Genomic DNA, 24,057 nt, shown 5'->3' with positions numbered 1-24,057 from the left:
AGGGTCGCCTTTCTTTTGCCTACGTTTCTTTGGCGAAGCAAAGAAAAGTAGGTCGGCCGCCGGGCCGAGACCCGGCCTCGGGAAGCAAAACGAGGCACTGCGATGAACCTGTCGCGTCCTTTCGTCCGCCGCCCCATAGGCACAGTCCTCCTGACCATAGGCATCGCCCTGGCAGGAATCGCAGCGTTCTTCGTCCTCCCAGTCTCCCCGCTACCCCAAGTCGACTATCCAGTCATCTCGGTAAGAGCCTCCATCCCAGGAGCAAGCCCCGAGACGATGGCAACAAGCGTCGCGACTCCGCTGGAAAGGCACCTAGGCACCATCGCAGGCGTCAACGAAATGACGTCCACCAGCTCGGTAGGCTCCTCCCGAGTCACCCTGCAATTCGACCTCAGCCGCAACATCGACGGCGCCGCCAGAGAAGTCCAGGCCGCCATCAACGCCAGCCGCGTCGACTTGCCCGCCACGCTAAGAAGCAACCCCACCTACCGCAAAGCCAACCCAGCTGCCTCCCCAGTCATCATCCTGGCACTCACGTCAAAGACAAAGACCCCAGGCCAGATCTACGACGCCGTCTCCAACATCGTCAGCCAGCGCCTGTCCCAGGTAGACGGCGTAGGCGACGTAGAGATCGGCGGCGGCTCGCTCCCCGCGGTGCGCATCGAACTGCTCCCCTTCGCCCTCAACCGCTACGGCATCAGCACCGAAGACGTGCGCGCTGCCATCCAGGCGTCGAATGCGAACCGTCCCAAAGGGATGGTGCAAGGCGAAGGCCGCAAGCTGCAGATCTACACCCAGACCCCGGCACTGCGTGCAAGCGACTACGCCTCGATGGTCGTGGCCTGGCGCAACGGCGCGGCGGTGCGGCTGCGCGAGGTGGCCGATGTGATCGACGGCGTGGAAGACACGCGCACGCTGGGCCTGTTCAACGGCGAGCCGGCGATCATCGTGCTGATCACGCGCCAGCCCTCGGCCAACATCATCGAGACCGTCGACAACGTGCGCGCGCTGCTGCCCGAACTGCAGGCGCAACTGCCGCCGGACGTGACGCTGCAGGTCGCCTCGGACAGCACCAACTCCATCCGCAGCTCGCTGCGCGAGGTGGAGATGACGCTGGTCATCGCGGTGCTGCTGGTCGTGCTGGTGGTCAGCCTGTTCCTGCGCAGCGTGCGCGCGACGGTGGTGCCGGCGGTGGCCACGGTGGTGGCGCTCTTGGGCACGTTCGGGGTGATGCACCTGCTGGGCTTCAGCCTCAACAACCTGAGCCTGATGGCGCTCACGGTGGCCACGGGCTTCGTGGTGGACGACGCGATCGTGGTGCTGGAGAACACCAGCCGCCACATCGAATCGGGCATGTCGCGCATGAAGGCGGCGCTGCTCGGCGCGCAGGAGGTGGGCTTCACGGTGCTGTCGATCAGCGTGTCGCTGGTGGCGGTGTTCATTCCGCTGCTGTTCATGGGCGGGCAGGTGGGGCGGCTGTTCCGCGAGTTCGCGGTCACGCTGTCGGCGGCGGTGCTGATCTCGCTGGTCATCTCGCTCACCACCACGCCGATGATGTGCGCGTGGATGCTCAAGCCGGGCGGCGAGCACGAAAAGAACAAACCGCAAGGCCGCTTCGGCCGCGCGGCGGCGCGCAGCTACGACTGGATGCTCAAGCGCTACGAGAGCGCGCTCGACTGGGCGCTGGACAGCAAGGCGATCGTCATGGTCGTGCTGCTGGCGGTGGTGGGGCTCAATGTCTACCTGTTCAGCGCGGCGCCCAAGGGCTTCTTCCCGCAGCAGGACAGCGGCCAGCTCAACGGTGGCCTGCGCGCCGACCAGAGCATTTCGTCGCAGGCCATGGGCGCCAAGCTGCGCGAGGTGGTCGACATCATCCGCAAGGACGAGGCGGTCGACACCGTGGTGGGCTTCACGGGCGGCGGGCGCGCGGGCGGCGGCTTCATGTTCGTCAACCTGAAGCCGGCGAACCAGCGCAAGGACAGCGGCCTGGCGGTGATCGCGCGGCTGCGCCCGCAGCTGGCGCAGGTGACGGGGTTGCGCGTGTTCCTCGGCCCGGTGCAGGACGTGCGCTCGGGCGGGCGCTCCAGCAACTCCACTTACCAGTACACGCTCAAGAGCGACAGCCTGTCCGACCTGCGCACCTGGGCCGTGAAGCTGGCCGACGAGATGAAGCAGCAGCCCACGCTGACCGACATCGACACCGACCAGGACCAGAACGGCGTGGAGACGGTGGCCAAGGTCGACCCTGACAGCGCGCGGCGCCTGGGGCTGACCTCCACCGCCATCGACAACGCGCTGTACAACGCCTTCGGCCAGCGGCAGGTGGCCACGATCTACACCGAGCTCAACCAGTACCACGTGGTGATGGAGTGGGCGCCGGCCTACACGCGCAGCCCGAACGCGCTGCGTGACGTGTACGTGCCGGCCACGAAGACCTCGGTGGTCGCGGGGCAGGCGGTGACCACACAGGTGGCGGCAACGACCACGGCATCCACGGGCAGCAAGGCGGCCTCCACCAGTGCCGCCGCTGCGACGGTGCCGGTGTCGGCCAACGCCGGCTCGCGCAACGCCTCGACCGGCAACGTGCTGAGCAACACGGCCACCGCGCTGGTGCCGCTGTCGGCGGTGGCGAAGTTCGAGGAGCAGTCGGTGGCCACGTCGGTGAGCCACGAGGACGGCGAGCTCGCCACCACCATCTCGTTCAACCTGGCCGAAGGCGCCAACCTCGGCGACGCGCGCGAGGCCATCGCGAAGGCCGAGGCCAACATCGCCATGCCGACCAACGTGCGCGGCGCCTTTGCCGGCACCGCGCTGAGCGCGCAGCAGTCGCAGGGGCAGCAGGCGATGCTGATCCTGGCGGCGCTGGTGGTGATCTACATCGTGCTGGGCATCCTGTACGAGAGCTTGGTGCATCCGGTGACGGTGCTGTCGACGCTGCCCTCGGCCGGCGTGGGCGCGGTGCTGGCGCTCTTGATGTTCCGCATGGAGTTTTCCATCATCGCGCTGATCGGCGTGTTCCTGCTGATCGGCATCGTGAAGAAGAACGCCATCCTGATCATCGACTTCGCGCTGGAGGCCGAGCGCTCGCGCGGCCTGAGCCCGCTCGAGGCGGTGCGCGAGGCCTGCCTGCTGCGCTTCCGCCCCATCCTGATGACCACGCTGGCCGCCGCGCTCGGCGCGCTGCCGCTGGCCATCGGCTTCGGCGAGGGCGCCGAGCTGCGCCGGCCGCTGGGCGTGGCGATCATCGGCGGGCTCATCGCGAGCCAGCTGCTGACGCTGCTCACCACGCCGGTGGTGTACCTGCTGCTGGACAAGCTGCGCCGCCGCGGCAAGAACGAACACGCGCTGAGCCGAGCGCCGGCCGTCTGAGACCCATGACCATGAATGCCTCTTTTTCTTCCATCGGCCCTTCACGCCGTTTCTTCGCGCTGAGCACGCTCGCGCTGGCCGCCGTGCTCGCCGGCTGCGCCGTGGGCCCGGCCTACAAGGTGCCCGAGTCGGCGGCATCGGCCGGCTGGAAGGAGCAGCCCGCCGCCGACGGTTGGCTGCCCGCCGCGCCGGCCGACGCGCTCGACCGCGGCGAGTGGTGGAAGCTCTTCGGCGACGCCACGCTCGACGAACTCGCGGCGCGCGTGCAGGTGTCGAACCAGAACATCGCCGCCGCCGTCGCCAGCTACACGCAGGCCCAGGCACTGGTGCGCGAGCAGCGCGCGGGGCTGTTCCCGTCGGTGTCGTTCGACGGCAGCGGCAAGCGCTCGGGCACGGTGGGCGGCAACGCCTCGACCAGCCCGTCGAATGCCTTCGGCGCCACGCTGGGCGCGAGCTGGACGCCCGATGTGTGGGGCCGCCTGCGCGAGGCCGTGAACAGCGCGCAGGCCAACGCGCAGGCCAGCGAGGCCGACCTGGCCTCGGCGCGGCTGTCGGCCGTCGGCGCCCTGGCCACCAACTACTTCTCGCTGCGCGAGGCCGACGCGGAGATCGTGCTGCTCGACGAAACCATCCTCGGCTACCAGCGCGCTTTCGAGATCACGAGCAACCGCTACGCCGCCGGCATTGCCGCGCAGACCGACGTGCTGCAGGCGCAGACGCAACTGGTGAACGCCAAGGCCGACCGCGTGGGCCTGCAGCGCACGCGTGCCACGCTGGAGCACGCCATCGCGATGCTGGTGGGCGTGGCGCCGGCCGACTTCAGCCTGCCGCCCGCGCGCTGGACGCCCACGGTGCCCGGCGTGCCGACCGGCGTGCCTTCGACGCTGCTGCAGCGCCGGCCCGACATCGCGGCGGCGGAGCGCGCGGTGGCCGCGGCCAATGCGCAGATCGGCGTGGCGCGCTCGGCCTACTACCCGAACATCTCGCTCACGGCTTCGGTCGGCAGCAACGCGAGCCGCGTGAAAGACCTCTTCGGCGCGACCAACACGCTGTGGGGGCTGGGCCTGTCGGTGGCGCAGGTGGTGTTCGATGCGGGCGCGATCAGCGCCAGCGTCGATGCCGCCAAGGCCGGCCACGAGGCCAGCGTGGCGCGCTACCGGCAGACCGTGCTGGCCGCGTTCCAGACCGTCGAAGACCAGTTGACCACCGGCGCCACGCTGGCGCAGCAGGAAGGGCTGCGCCGCGAGGCCACGGCAGCGGCCGACAAGACGGAGCAGCAGTTGCTCAACCGGTATCGCGCGGGGCAGGTGAGCTACACCGACGTGGTGCAGGCGCAGGCCGCTGCACTGAGCGCGCGGCGCGCGCTCGTGCAGCTTCAGGTCAATCGCCAGGCCGCGGCAATCGCGCTGATCCAGGCCATGGGCGGCGGCTGGCAGGCCGACTGGATGGGCGATGCCCGCCCGGCCGGCAACAGCACTTCAAACAACAACGCCGCTTCCCGCACACCGTAAGGGGCGGGCGTCGCGGGCGGGCATGGGAACCTGCCTGGCCCGTCGGCCCGGCCCGGCGCGAACACCGGACCGGGCGTCGTCGCTTCGCGGCGGTGGTCGCCGCTCGGCGCTCACACTATCGCTCTCTCCCCATCAGTGCGCCGGACGGTCGATGGCACCGCCCAGGTAGTCCTTGTCTGTCACCAGGACCCAGAGGGCGAGCACCATGATCAGCGCGGCAATCAGCACCGCGTTGACCAGCGCCGGCTCGACCATGCGGAAGTTGAGCAACCAGGGCGACACCGCCAGCCAGGCTGCCAGCGCCACTTCGGTCCACTCTTCCCACTGGTGCGGCACGAAGGTCGCGCCCAAGGCCACGGCGCCCAGCAGGATGCCGGTCGCCACCATGGTCCACATGGCGAGCGAATTGCCCTGAAAGCCCAGTACCCATGGCGAGACGATCAGCCACACACCGGCGACGGCGTTGACGGGGTCCTGCCAATGCTTCACATGCTTCATGGTCGTTACCTCCTGTCGCAGCACGACGCCACGACTCTGGTTGGATCGTTGTGTTACGCCGTGGTTCCACGGGGCCAACGCAGCGGGGGCTTGCGGATCGGCGCTGCCTTCCTATACTTGAGTGCGCACTCATTTAAACGAACGATGGAGACCATCGACGCATGGCCCGGCCCCGCAGCGCAGACAAGCACAACGCGATCCTCGAGGCGGCGCTGGTCGAGTTCGGCCGGCGCGGCGTGTGGGCCACGCCGACCTCGGCGATCTCGCGCACCGCGGGTGTGGCCGAGGGCACGCTGTTCACCTACTTCGCGAGCAAGGCGCTGCTGACCGACGCGCTGTACCGCGTGCTGAAGACCGAGCTGGCCGGCGTGATGCTGGCCGACTGGCCCGAAGCGGCCGATCCGCGCACCCAGTTCCACCACATCTGGGACCGCTATGTGCAATGGGGCGTGGCGCATCCCGGCAAGCTGCGCGTGCTGGCGCAGCTCAAGGTCTCCGACGAACTGAGCGATGAGAGCCGCGCCGCCGGCATGGCGCCGTTCGCGCGCCTGGAGGCGGTGGCGCAGGAGTGCATGCGGCGCGGGCTGGTCGTCGAGCGACCGATCGAATTCCTGGGCGCGATGCTCACGGCCATGGCCGAGACCACCGTCGGCTACATCGCGCAGGCCGGTGATGAACAAGAGGCCTTCGACTACGCCGAAGCCGGCTTCGAGATCTTCTGGCAAGGCATCGCCGTGCCACCCTGACGACGAAGACACCGCCCGCACGAACGACAAGACCTCCACCGAAGAAAGACCACGCCATGCCCACACTCAAACGCCGCCACTTCGTGCTCGGCACCCTCGGGGCCGCCGGCGCCCTGGTCGTCGGCTGGGCCGCCACGCCGGCGGCGTCGCGCCTCGTGCCGGGCAATCCACTGCCGGCGGGCAACGGGCAGGTCGCGCTCAACGGCTGGGTCAAGGTGGGCAGCGACGACACCGTCACGCTGGTGATGACGCAATCGGAAATGGGGCAGGGCACGCACACCGGCCTGGCGATGCTGCTGGCCGAGGAGATGGACGCCTCGGTGTCGCAGGTGCGGCTCGAGCAGGCCGGCTTCGACGCCATCTACAACAACCAGGCCATGATCCTCGACGCGCTGCCCTTCAGGCCCGGCGACGAGGGCTTCGGCAAGCGCGCGGCGCACCAGGTCGTGGGCAAGCTGCTGCGCACGATCCCGGGGCTCTCGGGCACGGGTGGTTCGTCGAGCGTCACCGACCAGTGGGGCCCGGTGCGCGAGGCCGGCGCCTCGGCGCGGCTCATGCTGGTGGGCGCGGCGGCGGCGCAGTGGCAGGTGCCCGCCAGCGAATGCCGCACCGAAGCGGGCCGCGTGCTGCACCCGGCCTCCAACCGCAGCGCGCGCTTCGGCGAGCTGGCGGCAAAGGCCGCGCAGCAGCCGTTGCCCACGGCGGTGAAGCTCAAGGCACAAGCCGACTTCCGCGTCATCGGCCAGCCGCAGCGGCGCATCGACAACGCCGGCAAGCTCAATGGCACCGCCACCTACGGCATCGACGTGCTGCCGCCGGGCCTGCTGTACGCCAGCATCGCCATGTGCCCGACGCTGGCCGGCCGCGTCGCGCACTTCGATGCCAAAGCGGCCGAGGCGCTGCCCGGCGTGCGCAAGGTGATGGCGCTGGAGCCAGTGGCCGCGAGCCTCGTCGGCACGGGCAGCACGGCGGGCGGCGTGGCGGTGATCGCCGACACGCCGTACCACGCGATGCGCGCGCTGAAGCAGGTCGACATCGAATGGGACCACGGCCCGGCCGCCAGTCTCTCGAGTGCCGAGATGATCGATCGCCTCGCGCGCACGCTCGACGCCGAAGCGGGCAATGCACGCCTCGACACCGGCGGCGTGGCAGCAGCGCTGAAGTCCGCCGCGCGCACGATCGAGGTCGAGTACCGCGTGCCCTTCCTGGCGCACGCCACGATGGAACCGATGAACTGCACCGTGCAGTTCAAGGACGGTGCCGCCACCGTCTGGGCACCCACGCAGGCGCCGGGCTTCGCGCGCGCGGCGGTCGCCAAGGCGCTGGGCATCGACGCCGAGAAGGTCACGCTGCACGTCACCTACCTGGGCGGCGGCTTCGGGCGGCGCTACTTCATCGACTTCCTGGTGCAGGCCGCGCAGCTCGCACGCGAGGCCGGCGGCGCGCCGGTGCAACTCATCTGGTCGCGCGAGGAAGACATGACGCACGACTTCTACCGCCCGGCCTACGTGGCGCTGTGCAAGGCCGGCTTCGACGCGGCGGGGGCACTGGTCGCGTGGCAGACCACCAGCGCCGGCTCCAGCCTGGGCGCGCCGTCGTTCATGGACAACTCCACCGACGGCGCCTGGAACACCGCCTACGACTTCCCGCAGGCCCGCGTGGCGCACGTGCCGGTCGAATCGGCCGTCACCACCGGCATCTGGCGCTCGGTGGCGCATTCGCAGAACGGCTTCTTCGTCGAGAGCTTCATCGACGAATGCGCCGTCGCCGCCGGCAAGGACCCGGTGGCCTTCCGCGCCGGCCTGCTCGCCAAGGACGCGCGCCACCTGGCGGTGCTCCAACGCGTGGCCGAACTCTCGAAGTGGGGCGAGCCGCTGGCCGACGGGCCCGACGGCACCAAGCGCGCGCGCGGCGTGGCCATCCACCGCGCCTTCGGCAGCATCGTGGCGCAGGTGGCCGAGGTGTCGGTGACGCCCGAGCGGCAGATCCGCGTGCACCGCGTGGTGTGCGTGATCGACTGCGGCCTGCCGGTCAACCCCAACCTGATCCGCCAGCAGATGGAAGGCGGCATCGTGTTCGGCCTGTCGGCGGCGCTGCGCGGCGAGATCACCGTGGCGCGCGGCCAGGTGCAGCAGAGCAACTTCCACGACTACACGCCGCTGCGCATCGACGAGTGCCCGGCCATCGAGGTCGACATCCTCGCCGGCACCGGCGCCGAGGTGCCGCCCGGCGGGGTGGGCGAACCGGGCACGCCGCCCATCGCGCCCGCCGTGGCCAACGCCGTGTTCGCGCTGACCGGCCAGCGCCTGCGCAGCCTGCCTCTGCGGCTGGCCTGACCCTCGAGAACAAGAAGGACACCTCACCATGACCACCACCACGCTGAAGATCAACGGCCAGACCGCCACCGTGAGCGCCGAGCCCGACACCCCGCTGCTGTGGGTGCTGCGCGGCGAGATGAAGCTCGTCGGCACCAAGTTCGGCTGCGGCAAGGCGCTGTGCGGCGCCTGCACCGTGCACCTGGACGGCCAGGCCGTGCGCTCCTGCGTCACCCCGCTGGAGGCCGTGGGCGGGCGCGAGGTCACCACCATCGAGGGCCTGAAGGGCCGGGAAGCCGACGCCCTGCGCGCGGCCTGGACCGAGGTCGACGTGGTGCAGTGCGGCTACTGCCAGAGCGGCCAGCTCATGTCGGCCTGCGCGTTGCTCAAGACCACGCCCCAACCCAGCGACGACCAGGTGTCGGACGCCATGCGCGGCAACATCTGCCGCTGCGGCACCTACCCGCGGATTCGCGTGGCGATCCATCGGGCGGCCGAAACGGTGGGGCGTTAACGCAGAAACCGGGGTTGTTGTTTACAGAAGTTAATAATTTCTACGTAACTATCGAAAAAGTCGCCAGAACGGGATTTTTACGGAAATTGGGGATATGAAGCTTCGATACGCCGCCGTACCATCCGCGCGGCCTGCTTCGGGCCGTCCCCTGTTTTCGACTTTCGATGACCCCCCCAGACCCCTCGCGGACGCGCGTGCTGTCCGTGGCCGACACGTTGCGCACCCGCATCTTCGACGGTGCGATCGCTCCCGGCGCCCACCTGATGGAGATTTCGCTCGCCAACGAGCTTGGCGTGTCGCGCACCCCTGTGCGCGGCGCGATGGCGCGGCTGGCCGATGAGGGGCTGCTGGTCTACCACCCGCAGCGGGGTTTCCAGGTGCGCCGTTTCGACGCCAAGGACGTGTTCGACGCCTTCAGCGTGCGCGCCACGCTCGAAGGCATGGGCTGCCGCCTGCTCAGCGAGCGCGGCCTGGACGGCGAGGCGCTGGCCGAACTGACGGCCATGGTCGACGAGCAGCACGCGCTGCTGCACGCCGACGGCGACTGGACCGACGAGCGGGCCGACCAGTGGCAGGACCTGAACCAGGCCTTCCACCACAAGCTGCTGTCGCTGGCCGACAACCGCTGGCTCAGCGAGGCCGTGCAGCGCGCCTGCCAGCTGCCCGTGATCTTCGACAGCCGCTCGCGCCCCCACAAGCACGACGCCGCGATGCTGATGTACCGGCACGGCCAGGCCCTGCAGGCGCTGGAAGAGCACCGCTGCATCGTCGAGGCGCTCGGCCGGCAGGAGGCTGCCGGCGCCGAAGCCGCGATGCGCGAGCACATCAACGCCAACCGCGACCTGCTGGTGCTCTACCTGCGCCAGAGCGCCGGCCGCACCCGCGCACTCGCCTGATCAGCCGCCGCGCGCCACCGGCGCCATGAGGTAGGCCCCCGACTCGAACAGCTGCGCCTCGGCCTGGTCGATGCGCCGGATCACGGGCTTGCCCGCGCGGCTCGCCAGCAGCTCGACCAGCGCTTCCGTCACGGCCACGCCGGCGGCGACCGAGGGAAAGAACGAGGGGCTGTGGATGGTGAAGAGCAGCGTCTCGTCCGCCAGCAGCGACAGCGGCGAGGTCACGCTGTCGGTGATCGCCACGATGCGGCAGCCGGCCGCCTTCGCGGCCTCGGCCACCTGCAAGGCTTCGCGCGAGTAGGGCGCAAAGCTCGCCACCACCAGCGCGTCGCCCTTGGCGAAGGCGCGCTGCTGCATCTCGAGCGAGCCGCCCTGGCCGTCCACCAGGTGCACGCTGGTGCGAAAGAGCCGGTACACGTACACGAACGAGAACGCGATCGGAAAGCACGCGCGAAAGCCCGCCGCGTGCACGGCCGGCGCCTTCTCCAGCAGCGCGCAGGCCTTGAGCAGCGCCGGCCCGCTCTGCTGGTGCGTGAGCTCCAGGTTGCGTCGCTGCACCTCGAACATCTCGCCCGCCAGGCCCTGGTCGGCGACGCGGCCCACCAGCTGCTTGGCGCGACCGCCGTAGGTCTCGGTGCCCAGGCCCATGTCGGCGGCGAAGGCCTCCTTCAGCTGCGGCCAGCCCTCGAAGCCCAGGTGCTGCGCGAAGCGCACCAGCGTGGCTGGCGTGCTCTGTGCGCGCGTGCCGACGTTGCGCATCGAGCCCGTGACCACCTCGTTGGGGTGGTCGAGCACGTAGCGCGCGACCTGCTGCAGGGCGGGGCTCAGGTCGTTGAAGCGTTGGCGGATCTGTTCTTTGGCGTTCATCGAAATACCTTCGTGCTTCGCACTGCGGTGCGAGCTTGCTTGGGGCGGCCCGGCGCAGCGCTCATGGCAGTGTCTCTTTTCGTGCGGTGTCTGGAACGAATGTACCGGAGCAGGGAAATCTCGGGAGTTGACGGAACAAATGTTCCAAACAATAATTCTGCCGAAACGTTAGTTCCAATCCCAGTCCAGTTGCCAGCCGCCATGACGCACGTCTTCCACCGCCACCTTCGCCAGACCCCGCCCGTTGCCGCCAGCGCGCAGGGCATGTTCATCCGCGACGCCGAAGGGCGCGAGTACCTCGACGCCTCGGGCGGCGCGGCCGTGTCCTCGCTCGGCCATGGCCATCCCGAGGTGATGGCGGCCATGCACGCGCAGATCGACACACTGGCCTACGCCCACACCAGCTTCTTCACGAGCGAGGTGGCCGAGCAGCTGGCCGACGAACTGATCGGTTCTGCCCCCGAAGGCATGAGCCACGTGTACTTCGTGAGCGGCGGCTCGGAGGCGGTGGAGTCGGCGCTGAAGATGGCGCGCCAGTACTTCGTGGAAATCGGCCAGCCGCAGCGCACGCACTTCATCGCGCGCCGCCAGAGCTACCACGGCAACACGCTGGGCGCGCTCGCGGTGGGCGGCAACGCCTGGCGCCGCGAGCCCTTCGCGCCCATCCTCGTGCCGGCCACGCACGTCGCGCCGTGCTACCCCTACCGCGAGCAGCGCGCCGATGAAAGCGCCGCGCAGTACGGCCTGCGTCTGGCAGATGAGCTCGAAGCGGCCATCGTCGCGCAGGGCGCCGACCGCGTGATCGCCTTCGTGGCCGAGACCGTGGGCGGCGCCACCGCCGGCGTGCTCACGCCGGTGCCGGGCTATTTCAAAGCGGTGCGCGCCGTGTGCGACAAGTACGGCGTGCTGCTGATCCTCGACGAGGTGATGTGCGGCATGGGCCGCACCGGCTCGCTGCACGCCTGCGAGCAGGAGGGCGTGGTGCCCGACCTGATGACCATCGCCAAGGGCCTGGGCGGCGGCTACCAGCCGATCGGCGCGGTGCTGGCGCAGCGCCGCATCGTCGAGGCCATGTCCAAGGGCAGCGGTTTCTTCCAGCACGGCCACACCTACCTGGGCCATCCGATGGCCTGCGCGGCGGCGCTCGCGGTGCAGCAGGTGATCCGCCGCGACGGTCTGGTTACCAAGGTGCGCGACGACGGCATGGCCTTCGGCGCGATGCTGGCCGAGGCGCTGGGCGATCACCCGCACGTGGGCGACATCCGCGGGCGCGGCTTCTTCTGGGGTGTCGAGCTGGTGGCCGACCGCGCGAGCAAGAAGCCCTTCGATCCGGCCCTGGTCGTCAACGCGCGCCTCAAGAAAGACGCGATGGCGCGCGGCCTGTTGTGCTACCCCTTCGGCGGCACGGTGGACGGGCGCCAGGGCGACCACGTGCTGCTGGCGCCGCCGTACATCGCGACGCGCGACCACCTGCACGAGATCGTCGCGCGGCTCACGGCCTCGGTCGACGCGGTCACGCGCGGCGCGACGCGCTGAGCCAGCGCCCCTTTTTCTTCAACCGCCGTTCCGAGGAGCGTTCCATGCCCCAGCTTCGCCCGTCGCTTTCCATCGCCGCCGCCGCCTTCGCGCTGGCCTGTGCCGCCCTGGTGCCGACCACCGCCGCGCAGGCGCAGCCCGCCAACGACACGCTCGCCAAGATCAAGGCCAGCGGCGCCATCACCTTCGGCTACCGCGAGGCCTCGTTCGGCTTCTCGTACCTGGACGCCAACCTCAAGCCCGTGGGCTACAGCATCGAGATCTGCAACCGCATCGTCGACGCGGTGAAGACCGAACTGAAGCTGCCGGCCCTCGACATCAAGTACCAGGCCGTGACCTCGGCCAACCGCATCCCGCTGGTGCAGAACGGCACGGTGGACATCGAGTGCGGCTCCACCACCAACCTGGTCGAGCGCCAGTCGCAGGTGGCCTTCTCGCCGGACATCTTCCGCTACAACGTGCGCACGCTGGTGAAGGCCGATTCGGGCATCAAGAGCATCGCCGACCTGCAGGGCAAGACGGTGGTCACCACCGCCGGCACCACGTCGTTCCGCCTGCTGCGCGCGGCCGACAAGGGCCGCAGCCTCGAGGTGAACCAGCTCTCGGGCAAGGACCACACCGACTCGTTCCTGCTGGTCGAGAGCGGCCGCGCACAGGCCTTCGTGCTCGACGACATCCTGCTGGCGGGCCAGATCGCCAACGCGCGCAACCCGAAGGATTTCGTCATCACCGGCGAGAGCCTGCGCACCGAGAACCAGTCGCTGATGTTCCGCAAGGACGATCCGGCCTTCAAGGCGCTGGTGGACCGCGTGGTGTCGGGCATGATGAAGTCCGGCGAGATGGAAAAGCTCTACAGCAAGTGGTTCATGTCGCCGATTCCGCCCAAGGGCATCAACATCAACTACCCGCTCAATGCCGAGACGAAGGAGGCCTTTGCCAACCCGTCGTCCAAGGGCATCTGATCTCACCTGACTTCATGACACGCATCGCCCTCATCCACGCGCTCTCGCATTCCGTCGCACCCATCAACGAAGCCTTCGCGCGCGACTGGCCCGAGGCCGTGCGCATGAACCTGCTGGACGACAGCCTCTCGGCCGACCTCGCGCGCGACGGCAAGGGGCTCGACGCGGCGATGCACGAACGCTTCCAGCGCCTGGCGCAGTACGCGGTGGACACGGGCGCGCGCGGCATCCTCTTCACCTGCTCGGCCTTCGGGCCGTGCATCGAGGCGGTGGCGCAGCGGCACGCGGGCATTCCGGTGCTCAAGCCCAACGAGGCCATGATCGAGGAGGCCGTGCAGGGTGAAGGCCGGCTGGGCCTGATCGCGACTTTCGCGCGCACGCTGGAATCGATGCCGCCGGAGTTTCCTGCGGGCATGGCGCTCGAACTCGCGCTGGCCGAAGGCGCGCTGGCCGCGCTCGATGCGGGCGACACGCAACGCCACGACGCGCTCATCGCCGAACAGGCCGCCGCACTGCGTGCGCGCGGCTGCACGCGCATCGCCCTGGCTCAGTTCAGCATGGCGCGGGCGCGTGGTGCTTGCGAGGCAGCGAGTGGACTGCCGGTGCTGACGACGGTCGACAGCGCGGTGCGCGCGCTGCGTCGTCGCGCTTCAGCTTCAGTGTGAGCCGCCGTTGCCGACGACCGTGAACAGCGTGGTCATCGCCACCTGCGCCGCCTCGCCGCGCGCGAGCGGGCGGCCCGGGCCGGCGTTGCCGCTGTCGGTTTCCAGGCCCTGCGCCAGGCGGCGGTAGATGTCCGACGAGGGCATGGTCGCCGCCGTGCCGAGTGCGTCGCAGTAGGTGTCGGTGAGCACGGCGGCCAGCCGCTCGCGCTCGGCGTTGGAGCGCATGGGCGCCTCGGCGGCGAAGACCGACGCCACGCAGTGCATCAGGTAGGCCTGCGTTTCGAGCGAGAAGGCCTGCTGGCGCACGTAGTCTTCCACCGCGTGCCAGAAGAGGGTGTCGGAGGTGCGGCGCCAGCTTTCGAGCACCTTGCGCGACTTGGCGACCAGGTCGGCGTGCGCGTCGTGCGGTTCGGCCGGGCGCAGCGCCAGGCCCTGCAGCGTGAGCGCGGCCACCGGGCCGGCCGCGCCGAGCAGGAAGCTCCAGAACTTCCAGCGCGCAAACCATTTCTTGTCATGGGCCGGGCCCAGCGGCTCGAGCAGACGGAAGTCGATGCACAGGGCGGCGTCGTCCTGCAGGCCGGAGGCCATGCGGTCGGCCTCCACGTGGCCCTGCGCGACGATGCAGGCGCTGGCACCGCAGTGGTCGATGTCGGCCAGGCGCTGCGTCAGCTGACGCAGCTCGTGGGCCGAGGCGCCGGTGGCTTCGGCCACGCGCAGCATGCCGTGGCACTGCTCCCGCTCCCGCTGGCAGGGGCTCTTGAGACGGTCTTCGACATGGTCGTCGAGCGTCGAGGGGCGTTCTTCAGCGACGCACGCCTCGAGTTCACTCCCGGTGGTGAACGTTGACATGGATGCTCCTTCGGACGCAGATGAATAACTGTTACCAATATGTATTAATGCGCCGACGTCGAACATCACCCGAACTAGGTATTTCCGTGGGTCGGCTGCCTGGCGTTTCGCCGGCGCAACGGCGCCTGAACAGGGCCTGACCGGGGGGCTCGCCATAATTGCCGCTCTTTCAAGGAGTACGCGTGGATATCGTTTTGCTGGCCAAGGCCGCTGTCATGGGCATCGTGGAGGGTCTGACCGAATTCCTGCCGATCTCGTCGACCGGCCACCTCATTCTTGCGGGCTCGCTGCTGGGCTTCGATGACGCCAAGGCCAAGGTGTTCGACATCGCCATCCAGACCGGCGCGATCTTCGCGGTGATCCTGGTCTACTGGCAGAAGATCCATTCGACCGTGGTGGCGCTGCCGCGCCAGCCCAAGGCGCGCCGGCTGGCGCTGAACATCCTCATCGGCTTTTTGCCCGCGGTGGTGCTGGGCCTGCTGTTCGGCAAGATGATCAAGGCGCACCTGTTCATCCCGACCGTGGTGGCGAGCACCTTCATCATCGGCGGCTTCATCATCCTGTGGGCCGAGAAGCGCCCGCCCGGCTCGGTGCGTGTCGAGCACGTGGACGACATGACGCCCTGGGACGCGCTCAAGGTCGGCCTGGTGCAGTGCTTCGCGATGATCCCCGGCACCAGCCGCAGCGGCTCGACCATCATCGGCGGCATGCTGCTGGGCCTGTCGCGCCAGGCGGCCACCGATTTCTCGTTCTTCCTGGCGATTCCGACGCTGATCGGCGCGGGCGTGTACAGCCTCTACAAGGAGCGCGCGCTGCTGTCGGTGGCCGACATTCCGCTGTTCACGGTGGGGCTGGCCTTCTCGTTCATCAGCGCATGGTTGTGCGTGCGCTGGCTGCTGAAGTACATCAGCACGCACAACTTCATTCCGTTCGCGTGGTATCGCATCGCCTTCGGCATCGTGGTGCTGGCCACGGCGTGGACCGGCGCAGTCGTCTGGGCCGAGTAAAGCAACAGCTTCAGGCCGCCGCGCCCAGCAGCGCGCCGGCGGCCTTCGCCTCCCGCCGCACGGCGATGGCGATCGGCCCGTCGATAGCCGGGTCGAACCCGCCCGTGGCACCCAGCGCGGTGATCACGGCGCACACCCTTCCCGCGTAGTCGTACACCGGTGCCGCCACGGCGCTGATGCCGCGCAGGTAGGTGTCCCGCACGATGGCGCAGTGCGCCTGCTGCACCTCGCGGCGCAGCGCGCCGATGGGGTCGTCGGCATCGAGCAGCGCCCGCATGTCCTCGGTGGCGTCGGCCAGTTCCTGCTCGGCCAGCGCCACCACACGCGACTCGTCGAGCAGGCCCAGGAAGGCGCGCCCGGTGGCCGACCACAGCATCGACATCACCGAGCCGGCGCGCACGTTCACCGTCACCGGCAGGCCCGGCTCCTCGAAGCGCACGATGGTCGGGCCCTTGTTGCCCATCACCGCGACGAAGCAGGTCACCTCCAGCGATTCGCGCAGGCGGATCAGGCAGGGCTCGGCCGCGCGGATCGGGTCGGCCTGGCGCATGGCGGCCAGGCCGATCTGGATCGCCTCTGGCCCCAGGTAGTAGTGCTGCGAGGCGGTGTCCTGGCGCACCAGGCTTTCTTCCATCAGGCTCGCGAGGTAGCGGTGCACCTTGGCCGGGCTCTCGCCCACATGGGTGGCCAGGGCGGTGAGGCTGCTGCGCCCGCCCAGGTGCGCCAGGCCCTTGAGCACGGCCATGCCGGTCTCGGCGGACTGCACGCGCTGGCGGCGCTCGCGGGGAGGGGAAGAAGGGGCTTCAGCAGGGGAGGTCATGTCGTCGGCATCTTAGGTGGCGGCCCAAATGGCCGGGTAAACCCGTGGATCGGTGATTACGCAATGCGTATGATAATTACGCAATACACAATTTCCACCCCGGAGACACCCCGATGAAGAAGCACTTCGCCCGCGGCCTTGCGGTCCTGTCCCTGGCTGCCCTGGCCACCGCCGCCAGCGCCCAGACCACACCCAGTGCCTTCCCCGCCAAGCCCATCCGCTGGCTCGTGCCCTACGCCGCGGGCGGCGGCTCCGACTTCCTTGCGCGCACCGTCGCCCAGACGCTGTCGACGCAGGTCGGCCAGCCGGTGCTGGTGGACAACAAGCCGGGCGGCAACACCGCGCTGGCCGCCGCCGAAACCGCGCGCGCCCCGGCCGACGGCTACACCGTGCTCTCGGCCGACAACGGCACGCTGGTGTTCAACCCGGCGCTGTACAAGTCGCTGAGCTACAGCCCCACCAAGGACCTGGCGCCCGTCACGCTGATGGGCAAGTTCCCGATGATCCTGGTGGTCGGCGCCAACTCGGGCTTTGCCTCCGCCAAGGACTTCATCGCCCAGGCCAAGGCCAAGCCGGGCGGCATCAACTACGCCTCGGCCGGCGCGGGCAGCCCGCACCACCTGGCGATGGAACTGCTGAAGGTGGAAGCCAAGCTCTTCATGGTCCACGTGCCGTACCGCGGCGCGGCGCCCGCGCTGGCCGACGTGGTCGGCGGGCAACTGCCGGCCATGATGGTCGACATGGCCGCCGGCGCCGGCTTCATCAAGGGCGGCAAGGTGCGCCCGCTGGCCGTGGCCAATCCCACGCGCCTGCCGCAACTGCCCGACGTGCCCACCTTCGCCGAGCTCGGCTACAAGAACGTCGAGGCCGCCGCACTGGTCGGCGTGGTGGTGCCCGCGGCCACGCCGGCCGACGTGGTGAACACGCTCAACCGCCAGCTGGTGGCCGCCATCCACGAGCCCTCGGTGAACAAGCGCATGGTCGACTTCGGCGTCGAGCCCGTGGGCAACACACCCGCGCAGTACACCGAGCTGCTCAAGGCCGAGACCGCGCGCTGGCACAAGCTGATCCGCGACCTGAAGATCACGCTCGACTGAGTCTGCTGCCATGTCCGATACCGCCATGCCTTCGCGCACTTCCGGTTGCCCCGTCGCGCACGGGGCGCTCTCCGCCGAGCGCACACCCACCGGCTGCCCCGTGAGCCAGCGCGCCGCCGAGTTCGACCCCTTCGAGGACGGCTACCAGCAGGACCCGCCCGAGTACGTGCGCTGGGCCCGCGAGCAGGAGCCGATCTTCTACAGCCCCAAGCTGGGCTACTGGGTGATCACGCGCTACGACGACATCAAGGCGGTGTTCCGCGACAACCTCACCTTCAGCCCGTCGAACGCGCTGGAGAAGATCACGCCCACGGGTGAAGAAGCCAACGCCGTGCTCGCGAGCTACGGCTTTGCGCTCAATCGCACGCTGGTGAACGAGGACGAGCCGGCCCACATGCCGCGCCGCCGCGCGCTCATGGACCCGTTCACGCCCGAGGCGCTGAAGCACCACGAGCCGCTGGTGCGCGAACTCGCGCGCAGCTACGTCGACCGCTTCATCGACGACGGCCGCGCCGACCTCGTCGACCAGATGCTGTGGGAGATTCCGCTCACCGTGGCGCTGCACTTTCTCGGCGTGCCCGAGGAAGACATGGACACGCTGCGCCAATATTCCATCGCGCACACCGTCAACACCTGGGGCCGCCCCAAGCCCGAAGAACAGGTGGCCGTGGCGCACGCCGTCGGCAACTTCTGGCAGTACGCCGGCAAGGTGCTCGACAAGATGCGCCAGGACCCCGACGCACCGGGCTGGATGCAGTACGGCATCCGCAAGCAGATGCAGCACCCCGAGGTCGTCACCGACTCGTACCTGCACTCGATGATGATGGCCGGCATCGTGGCCGCGCACGAGACCACCGCCAACGCCACCGCCAACGCCGTGAAGCTGCTGCTGCAGCATCCGCAGGTGTGGCAGGAGCTGTGCGACGACCCGGGCCTCATTCCCAACGCGGTGGAAGAGTGCCTGCGCCACAACGGCTCGGTGGCCGCCTGGCGCCGGCTCGTCACCAAAGACACGCAGGTCGGCGGCGTCGACCTGCCGGCGGGCTCGCGCCTCTTGATCGTCACCTCGTCGGCCAACCACGACGAAGGCCACTTCGCCGATGCCGACCTGTTCGACATCCGCCGTGACAACGCCAGCGACCACCTGACCTTCGGCTACGGCTCGCACCAGTGCATGGGCAAGAACCTGGCGCGCATGGAGATGCAGATCTTCCTGGAGGAGTTCACGCGCCGGCTGCCGCACATGCGCCTGTCGGCGCAACGCTTCAGCTACGTGCCCAACACCTCGTTCCGCGGCCCCGAGCACCTGTGGGTCGAGTGGGACCCGCGCGCCAACCCCGAGCGCGCCAACGCCGGCTTGCGCGACGTGCAGGTGCCGGTGCGCATCGGCGAGCCGTCGGCGCACGCCATCGCGCGGCCCGTGGTGGTCGAGCGCGTGACGCCGGTGGCCGACGGCATCGTGCGCCTGCGCCTGGTGTCGCCCGACGGCAAGCCGCTGCCGCGCTGGACGCCGGGCTCGCACATCGACGTCGAATGCGGCACGCCCGAGCTGTCGCGCCAGTACTCGCTGTGCGGCGACCCCGACGAAGCCCACGCGCTGGAGATCGCCGTGCTGCACGAGCCCGAAGGCCGCGGCGGTTCGGCCTGGGTGCATGCGAACGTGAAGGCGGGCGACCGCCTGCGCATCCGCGGCCCGCGCAACCACTTCCGGCTCGACGAGTCGCTGCCGAAGGCGATCTTCATCGCCGGCGGCATCGGCATCACGCCCGTGAGCGCGATGGCGCGGCGCGCCAAGGCGCTGGGCATGGACTACGAGCTGCACTACAGCGGCCGCAGCCGCGCGAGCATGGCCTTCGTCGACGAGCTGGCCGCGCTGCACGGCGAGCGCCTGCATGTGCACGCGACCGACGAAGGCCGGCGCAACGACCTGCGCGCGCTGCTGGCCACGCCCGTGCCCGGCGCGCAGGTGTACGCCTGCGGCCCGCTGCGCATGCTCGAAGCGCTGGAAGACTGCTGCGCCGCGTGGCCTGAAGGCGCCTTGCGCGTGGAGCATTTCGAATCGACGCTGGCCACGCTCGACCCGTCGAAGGAACATGCCTTCGAGGTGGAGCTGAAAGACTCCGGCCTCGTCATCACCGTGCCGCCCGACCAGACCTTGCTGACGGCCCTGCGCGCGGCCAACGTCGATGTGCAGAGCGACTGCGAGGAAGGCCTGTGCGGCTCGTGCGAAGTGCGCGTGCTGGCCGGCAAGGTCGATCACCGTGACGTGGTGCTCACGCGCAGCGAGCGCGATGCGAACACCAAGATGATGGCCTGCTGTTCTCGCGCCTGCGAAGGACGGTTGGTGCTCGAGCTTTGAGGCTTTTCGCCGCGCATTGATTCATCGCAAGTGTTCCGTGGCACGCCCACCGCACAGTGGGGCGTGCCGAATCGGCACCTCACCGAAGGAACCATGTGATGAAGACGAAAACCACCGCGGCCCTGCTTTTCACGGCGCTGCTCGCCGGCCCCGTGCTGGCCGCCACCTGTGACATCGAGATCGAAGGCAACGACGCGATGCAGTTCAACAAGAGCGCCATCGCCGTGCCGGCCAGCTGCAAGCAGTTCACCGTGAAGCTCAAGCATGTCGGCAAGCTGCCCAAGGCCGCGATGGGCCACAACTGGGTGCTGAGCAAGGCCACCGACGCACAGGGCGTGGCGGCGGACGGCATCGGCGCGGGGCTGGACAAGGCCTATGTGAAGCCGGGCGATGCCCGCGTCATCGCGCATTCGAAGGTCATCGGCGGCGGCGAGACCGATGCCGTGAGCTTCGACGTGAGCAAGCTCAAGGCGGGGGACAGCTATGCGTGGTTCTGCTCGTTCCCGGGCCACGCGTCGCTCATGAAGGGCACGCTGGCGCTGGTCAAGTAGGCGCCGCGCCGCCCAGGGGCACCCGCAGCACCACCTGCGTTTCGCCGGGGCGCGACTGCAGCTGCAGCTGCGCGCCCAGGCGGCGTGCGCGCGCCCGCAGGTTGCGCAGCCCCGCGCCGCCGCTCACGCCGTCCACTGCAAACCCGCGGCCGTCGTCGCGCACGCTGAGCTGCAGCTCGGCGCCCGCGCGCGCCACCGTCACGTCCACGCGACGGCCGGCGCTGTGCTTGAGCACGTTGGTCAGCGCCTCCTGCAGGAAGCGCATCAGGTCCAGGCTCTGCGAGGGCGCGAGTTCGAGCGTGTCTATGCCCGAGACCTTCCAGCGGCAGTCGATGCCGTTCGCGTCCAGCAGCTGCGCGCTGCGGTAGCGCAGCGGCGCCAGCAGCTCGCCGAGCGCGCGTGCGCCGTCGTCGCGGCCGGTGGCGTCGATGATCAGCCGCAGGTCGTCGCGCAGGCTCTTGAGCATCGCCAGCAACTGCGGCGCGCTGAGGTGCTCCGGCGTGCGCTCCAGCGTCGCGATGCTGCCCACCAGCATGCCGCCCAGGCCGTCGTGCAGGTCGCTCACCAGCGCCACGCGCTCGCCGATGCGCGCGTGCGCGAGCTCCAGCGCATGCTGCTGCGCGAGCGTGGACGCGAGCTCGGCCTTGGCGGCGTTCACTTCCTCGATCAGCTCGGTGTTGAAGTTCTCGATGCGCCGCAGGCTCTGCACGAAGCGCCCGGCTTGCGTGAGCGCCATGCCCAAGAGCAGCACGTACGAGGACATGGTCGTGTAGTAGATGTTGCTGTCGATCACCTGCGTGAACACCAGCAGGTCGTGCGCGCCCGTGAGCGCCGACACCGCCATGAACGGCGCGAGCGAGCGCATCGGGCTGCCCCGGTGGCGCAGCGCGTGGAAGATGCCGCTGCTGTTCACGACGATGATGGTGAGGCCGCCCACCAGCGTCCAGATCGCGCGGTGGGTGGGCAGGTTCGCAGCGCCCGCGAACCACAGGTCGAGCACGCCCACGGCCGCCACCGCGAAGGCCGCGATCTCCAGGCGCGGCAGGCGCCGCCCGGCGAAGCGCAGCACGAACACGCCGTACGACACGCTGAACACCAGCAGCAGCGAGGTGTTCAGCGCCTGCCAGCTGTGGTTGCTGGCAAAGGGCCAGGGGCTGGTGGCGATCTGGTTGTAGCCGAACAGCAGCCACAGCACCGACATCGCCGCGAACCAGCCGTAGGCCGTCTCGCGCCGGCGCAGCAGCCACCACGCCGCGAAGAAGGCCGACACCGCCGCGCTGGTCGCCAGGCCGAACACCTGCAGGTCGCGCCGCATGAGCTGCTCGCGGTCGAACTCCGCCTGCAGGGCGGCGGGCGTGCCCAGGCTCACCGGCCCCAGCCCGGCCTGGTAGGCCGACAGGCCCGACACGCGCACGAGCAGCGTGTTGGTGCCGGCACGCAACTGCGGCGCGGCCAGCAGCCAGTAGCGCGGCGAGTTCCACGCGCGCGTGAGCGGCTCGACCAGGCTGCGGTCGCGCCAGATCGTCGTGCCGTTGAGCGAGACCTCGCCGGCCATGTTCAGGTAGTGCAGCAGCAGCCCGGTCTCGGTCACGGGCGCGGGCGCGGGCTGCTCCCAGGTCAGCCGGTACCAGACCACGCCGTCGAAACCGGGCCAGCGCGCGGCCCAGCTGTCGGGCAGGGCGACGGGTGTCCAGCCGTCGGCGGGTGGGGTCGTGTCGTCCCAGCCGGTGCCGCGTGCGGCTTCGGCGCGAAGTTCAGGAACCACCGGTGTTTGTGCGTGTGCGCTGCCCGTCGAGAGCAGCAGCCACAGGGCCCACAGCAGGAGGCCCGCAAGAAGCCTCAGCGCAGCAAGCCCTGCCTTCGGCCCTGGTAGACCGCCTCGGTGCGCGAGTTGACGGCCAGCTTGCGGTAGATGTTCTTGGTGTGGCATTCCACGGTCAGTCTGGAGATCGACAGCGCCTCCGCCATGTCGCGGTTGCTCATCCCTTGCGACACGAGCTCGAGGATTTTGCGCTCGCGCGGCGTCAACATGACGGGCGTGGTGGCCGGCGTCAGCGTCGGGTCGTCGGGCGGCGTGGGCAGGCTGGGCAGCTGGGTCGCGACCCAGCCGAGGATGCGGCGCGCGATGGCCGGGTCGATCGGTGCGCCGCCTTGCTCGATGCTGCGCAGCGCGATGCTGAGCTCGAGGTCGTCGCGTTCCTTCAGCAGGTAGCCGATGGCGCCGGCACGCAGCGCCGCGAAGATCACCGCCTCGGTGCGCCAGGCCGAGATCACCACCGCGGGCACCAGCCGGTGGTGCTCGTGCATCCACTCGATCAGGTCGACGCCGCTGCCGTCGGGCAGGCCGATGTCGATCAGCGCCACACCGAAATGCTGCTGCTCCAGCAGCGAGCGGGCCGAGGTCAGGCTGTCGGCCCAGGCGATCTGGGGCTCGTCGCATCCGAGCGTCGACAGCACGTACGCCAGGCGCTCGCGCATCGCCGGATCGTCTTCGACCACCAGCGCGGGGCTCAGCGAGACCACTTCAACGTCTTCCAGAAGAGGGGCAGACATAGGACGACATTTTTGAGCCGTGGTGTACGTGGTGCAACGTTTTTTCTTAAATGAAACGACTGTTTCTAAAGTTCCTATTTGTATCTTGATGTTAATTCAAAGCGACCACAACCCTAATCGAGGATGACCCCTCCGCTCAGGTTGACTATTGCCCCGGTCATGGCCCCGGCCAGCGGCGAGGCCAGGAACACCGCGGTGCCCGCGAGCTGGTCCAGCGAGGGCAGGCGTTCGACCAGCAGCCCCTCCGGCCGCGCGGCCAGCATCTGCTCGACCGTGAGGCCCATGCGCTCGGCCGCCGGGCGAAATACCTCGCCGCTGTGCGAGCCCGCGGCCACCGCCTCGGGAATCGCGTGCGAGCGGATGCAGGCGGTGCGGATGCGAAACGCAGCGAGTTCGCCCGCCATGTGGCGCGCGAGCCCCTCCACGCCGGCGCAGGCCACGGCATGGCCGAGGTACCCCGGGCCGGGCAGGCGCGAAGCGGGCGTCGACACCGACAGGATCACGCCGCCGCCGCGCGCCGCCATGTGCGGTGCCACGGCCTTGGCGGTGAGGAAGTTGGCGCGCGTGTAGGCGTGGATGGGGAGGAAGAAGTCCTCCAGCGACAGCTCGGCCAGCGGCCGGCCCTGCACGTGGAAGATGCCGACGGCGTTGAACGCGAGGTCGATGCTGCCGGCCTGCTCGGCGACCTCGGCCGCATGGCGCAGCATCGCGGCTTCGTCCAGCGCATCGACCACCGCGGCCTGCGCACGGCCACCGGTTTTGGCGATGTCTCGCACCACCGCGTCGAGCTTGTCGCGGTTGCGGCCGGTGATGAACACGCGGGCGCCTTCGCGTGCAAAGGCGCGGGCCACCGCGCCACCGAGGGCACCGCTGCCGCCGTGGATCACGGCGCAGCGGTCTTGCAAGGACTGGACATTCGAGGGCATGGACGTTTCTCCTTGG

Annotated in this window: 20 protein-coding genes; 13 read left to right on the top strand and 7 right to left on the bottom strand. The window is 69.4% G+C overall.

Going from position 1 to position 24,057, the window contains the following annotated elements; translation table 11 throughout:
* Positions 1-102 precede the first annotated feature (102 nt).
* Together AC07Q9_RS16645 and AC07Q9_RS16640 are read left to right on the top strand one after the other, a co-directional pair.
* A complete protein-coding gene (locus AC07Q9_RS16645) occupies positions 103-3,369 on the top strand; it encodes an efflux RND transporter permease subunit (protein ID WP_495310789.1) in 3,267 nt (1,088 codons plus the stop codon).
* A gap of 11 nt (positions 3,370-3,380) precedes the next feature.
* Positions 3,381-4,880 (top strand): efflux transporter outer membrane subunit, encoded by a 1,500-nt coding sequence (locus tag AC07Q9_RS16640; RefSeq protein WP_495310787.1) that lies wholly within the window; start codon positions 3,381-3,383, stop codon positions 4,878-4,880.
* Between the two features lie 132 nt (positions 4,881-5,012).
* On the opposite strand, the gene AC07Q9_RS16635 is transcribed toward AC07Q9_RS16640, so the two are convergent.
* Positions 5,013-5,378, bottom strand: coding sequence for an SPW repeat protein (locus AC07Q9_RS16635; protein WP_492683674.1), 366 nt, complete (start codon positions 5,376-5,378; stop codon positions 5,013-5,015).
* Positions 5,379-5,539: 161 nt separating this feature from the next.
* Here AC07Q9_RS16635 and AC07Q9_RS16630 point away from each other — a divergent pair, with 161 nt between their 5' ends.
* The 4 genes from AC07Q9_RS16630 to AC07Q9_RS16615 all read left to right on the top strand — a co-directional run bounded on the left by AC07Q9_RS16630 (position 5,540) and on the right by AC07Q9_RS16615 (position 9,849).
* Entirely contained in the window at positions 5,540-6,124 is a 585-nt protein-coding gene (locus tag AC07Q9_RS16630) for a TetR/AcrR family transcriptional regulator (protein WP_495310786.1), read from the top strand.
* A 56-nt stretch (positions 6,125-6,180) separates the two neighbouring features.
* On the top strand, positions 6,181-8,460 hold the full coding sequence (locus AC07Q9_RS16625; RefSeq protein ID WP_495310784.1) for a xanthine dehydrogenase family protein molybdopterin-binding subunit: 2,280 nt from the start codon (positions 6,181-6,183) through the stop codon (positions 8,458-8,460).
* A gap of 28 nt (positions 8,461-8,488) precedes the next feature.
* Positions 8,489-8,953 carry a (2Fe-2S)-binding protein gene (locus AC07Q9_RS16620; RefSeq protein WP_495310782.1) on the top strand — a complete coding sequence of 155 codons (465 nt, stop codon included), beginning with the start codon at positions 8,489-8,491 and terminating at the stop codon, positions 8,951-8,953.
* Positions 8,954-9,117: 164 nt separating this feature from the next.
* A complete protein-coding gene (locus tag AC07Q9_RS16615; RefSeq protein ID WP_489058307.1) occupies positions 9,118-9,849 on the top strand; it encodes a GntR family transcriptional regulator in 732 nt (243 codons plus the stop codon).
* Here AC07Q9_RS16615 and AC07Q9_RS16610 read toward each other — a convergent pair whose 3' ends face one another.
* A complete protein-coding gene (locus AC07Q9_RS16610) occupies positions 9,850-10,716 on the bottom strand; it encodes a MurR/RpiR family transcriptional regulator (protein ID WP_159276007.1) in 867 nt (288 codons plus the stop codon).
* 201 nt (positions 10,717-10,917) lie between these two features.
* Between AC07Q9_RS16610 and AC07Q9_RS16605 the strand changes: the two genes are divergently transcribed.
* Genes AC07Q9_RS16605 through AC07Q9_RS16595 form a run of 3 tightly spaced genes read left to right on the top strand, consistent with a single transcriptional unit; the run spans position 10,918 to position 13,879 of the window.
* Positions 10,918-12,252, top strand: a complete 1,335-nt coding sequence (locus AC07Q9_RS16605; RefSeq protein ID WP_495310780.1) for an aspartate aminotransferase family protein — start codon at positions 10,918-10,920, stop codon at positions 12,250-12,252.
* Between the two features lie 44 nt (positions 12,253-12,296).
* Positions 12,297-13,214 (top strand): transporter substrate-binding domain-containing protein, encoded by a 918-nt coding sequence (locus AC07Q9_RS16600; RefSeq protein WP_495310778.1) that lies wholly within the window; start codon positions 12,297-12,299, stop codon positions 13,212-13,214.
* 14 nt (positions 13,215-13,228) lie between these two features.
* Positions 13,229-13,879: an aspartate/glutamate racemase family protein gene (locus AC07Q9_RS16595; RefSeq protein ID WP_307637585.1), complete on the top strand. Its 651-nt coding sequence runs from the start codon at positions 13,229-13,231 to the stop codon at positions 13,877-13,879.
* Here the strand turns inward: AC07Q9_RS16595 and AC07Q9_RS16590 are convergent.
* Positions 13,871-14,728 (bottom strand): hypothetical protein, encoded by an 858-nt coding sequence (locus tag AC07Q9_RS16590; protein WP_495310777.1) that lies wholly within the window; start codon positions 14,726-14,728, stop codon positions 13,871-13,873. The two genes, AC07Q9_RS16595 and AC07Q9_RS16590, sit on opposite strands and share 9 nt — an antisense overlap.
* Positions 14,729-14,910: 182 nt before the next feature.
* Here AC07Q9_RS16590 and AC07Q9_RS16585 point away from each other — a divergent pair, with 182 nt between their 5' ends.
* Complete coding sequence (locus tag AC07Q9_RS16585; protein ID WP_495310775.1) at positions 14,911-15,735, top strand: undecaprenyl-diphosphate phosphatase; 825 nt, start codon at positions 14,911-14,913, stop codon at positions 15,733-15,735.
* Positions 15,736-15,745: 10 nt separating this feature from the next.
* Here the strand turns inward: AC07Q9_RS16585 and AC07Q9_RS16580 are convergent, their stop codons facing one another.
* The gene (locus AC07Q9_RS16580; RefSeq protein ID WP_095948905.1) at positions 15,746-16,555 is read right to left on the bottom strand and encodes an IclR family transcriptional regulator; all 810 of its coding nucleotides are present in this window, start codon (positions 16,553-16,555) and stop codon (positions 15,746-15,748) included.
* Positions 16,556-16,668: 113 nt separating this feature from the next.
* Here AC07Q9_RS16580 and AC07Q9_RS16575 point away from each other — a divergent pair, with 113 nt between their 5' ends.
* The 3 genes from AC07Q9_RS16575 (at position 16,669) to azu (ending at position 20,562) form a co-directional block, all read left to right on the top strand.
* Positions 16,669-17,652 carry a Bug family tripartite tricarboxylate transporter substrate binding protein gene (locus AC07Q9_RS16575; RefSeq protein ID WP_495310773.1) on the top strand — a complete coding sequence of 328 codons (984 nt, stop codon included), beginning with the start codon at positions 16,669-16,671 and terminating at the stop codon, positions 17,650-17,652.
* A 10-nt stretch (positions 17,653-17,662) separates the two neighbouring features.
* Positions 17,663-20,011, top strand: a complete 2,349-nt coding sequence (locus tag AC07Q9_RS16570; protein WP_495310771.1) for a cytochrome P450/oxidoreductase — start codon at positions 17,663-17,665, stop codon at positions 20,009-20,011.
* Between the two features lie 98 nt (positions 20,012-20,109).
* Complete coding sequence (gene azu, locus AC07Q9_RS16565; RefSeq protein WP_495310769.1) at positions 20,110-20,562, top strand: azurin; 453 nt, start codon at positions 20,110-20,112, stop codon at positions 20,560-20,562.
* Here the strand turns inward: azu and AC07Q9_RS16560 are convergent.
* From AC07Q9_RS16560 to AC07Q9_RS16550, 3 genes are all read right to left on the bottom strand, one after another.
* On the bottom strand, positions 20,555-22,492 hold the full coding sequence (locus AC07Q9_RS16560) for a sensor histidine kinase (RefSeq protein ID WP_495310767.1): 1,938 nt from the start codon (positions 22,490-22,492) through the stop codon (positions 20,555-20,557). The genes azu and AC07Q9_RS16560 overlap by 8 nt on opposite strands.
* Complete coding sequence (locus tag AC07Q9_RS16555) at positions 22,402-23,115, bottom strand: response regulator transcription factor (protein ID WP_495310766.1); 714 nt, start codon at positions 23,113-23,115, stop codon at positions 22,402-22,404. Before AC07Q9_RS16555 ends, AC07Q9_RS16560 begins: the two co-directional genes overlap by 91 nt.
* Positions 23,116-23,228: 113 nt before the next feature.
* Complete coding sequence (locus AC07Q9_RS16550; protein WP_495310765.1) at positions 23,229-24,041, bottom strand: SDR family NAD(P)-dependent oxidoreductase; 813 nt, start codon at positions 24,039-24,041, stop codon at positions 23,229-23,231.
* Positions 24,042-24,057 lie beyond the last annotated feature (16 nt).

It is taken from the genome of Variovorax sp. GW821-FHT09A10 (genome assembly GCF_059418385.1).
This window is presented reverse-complemented; position numbering and strand designations above follow the sequence as displayed.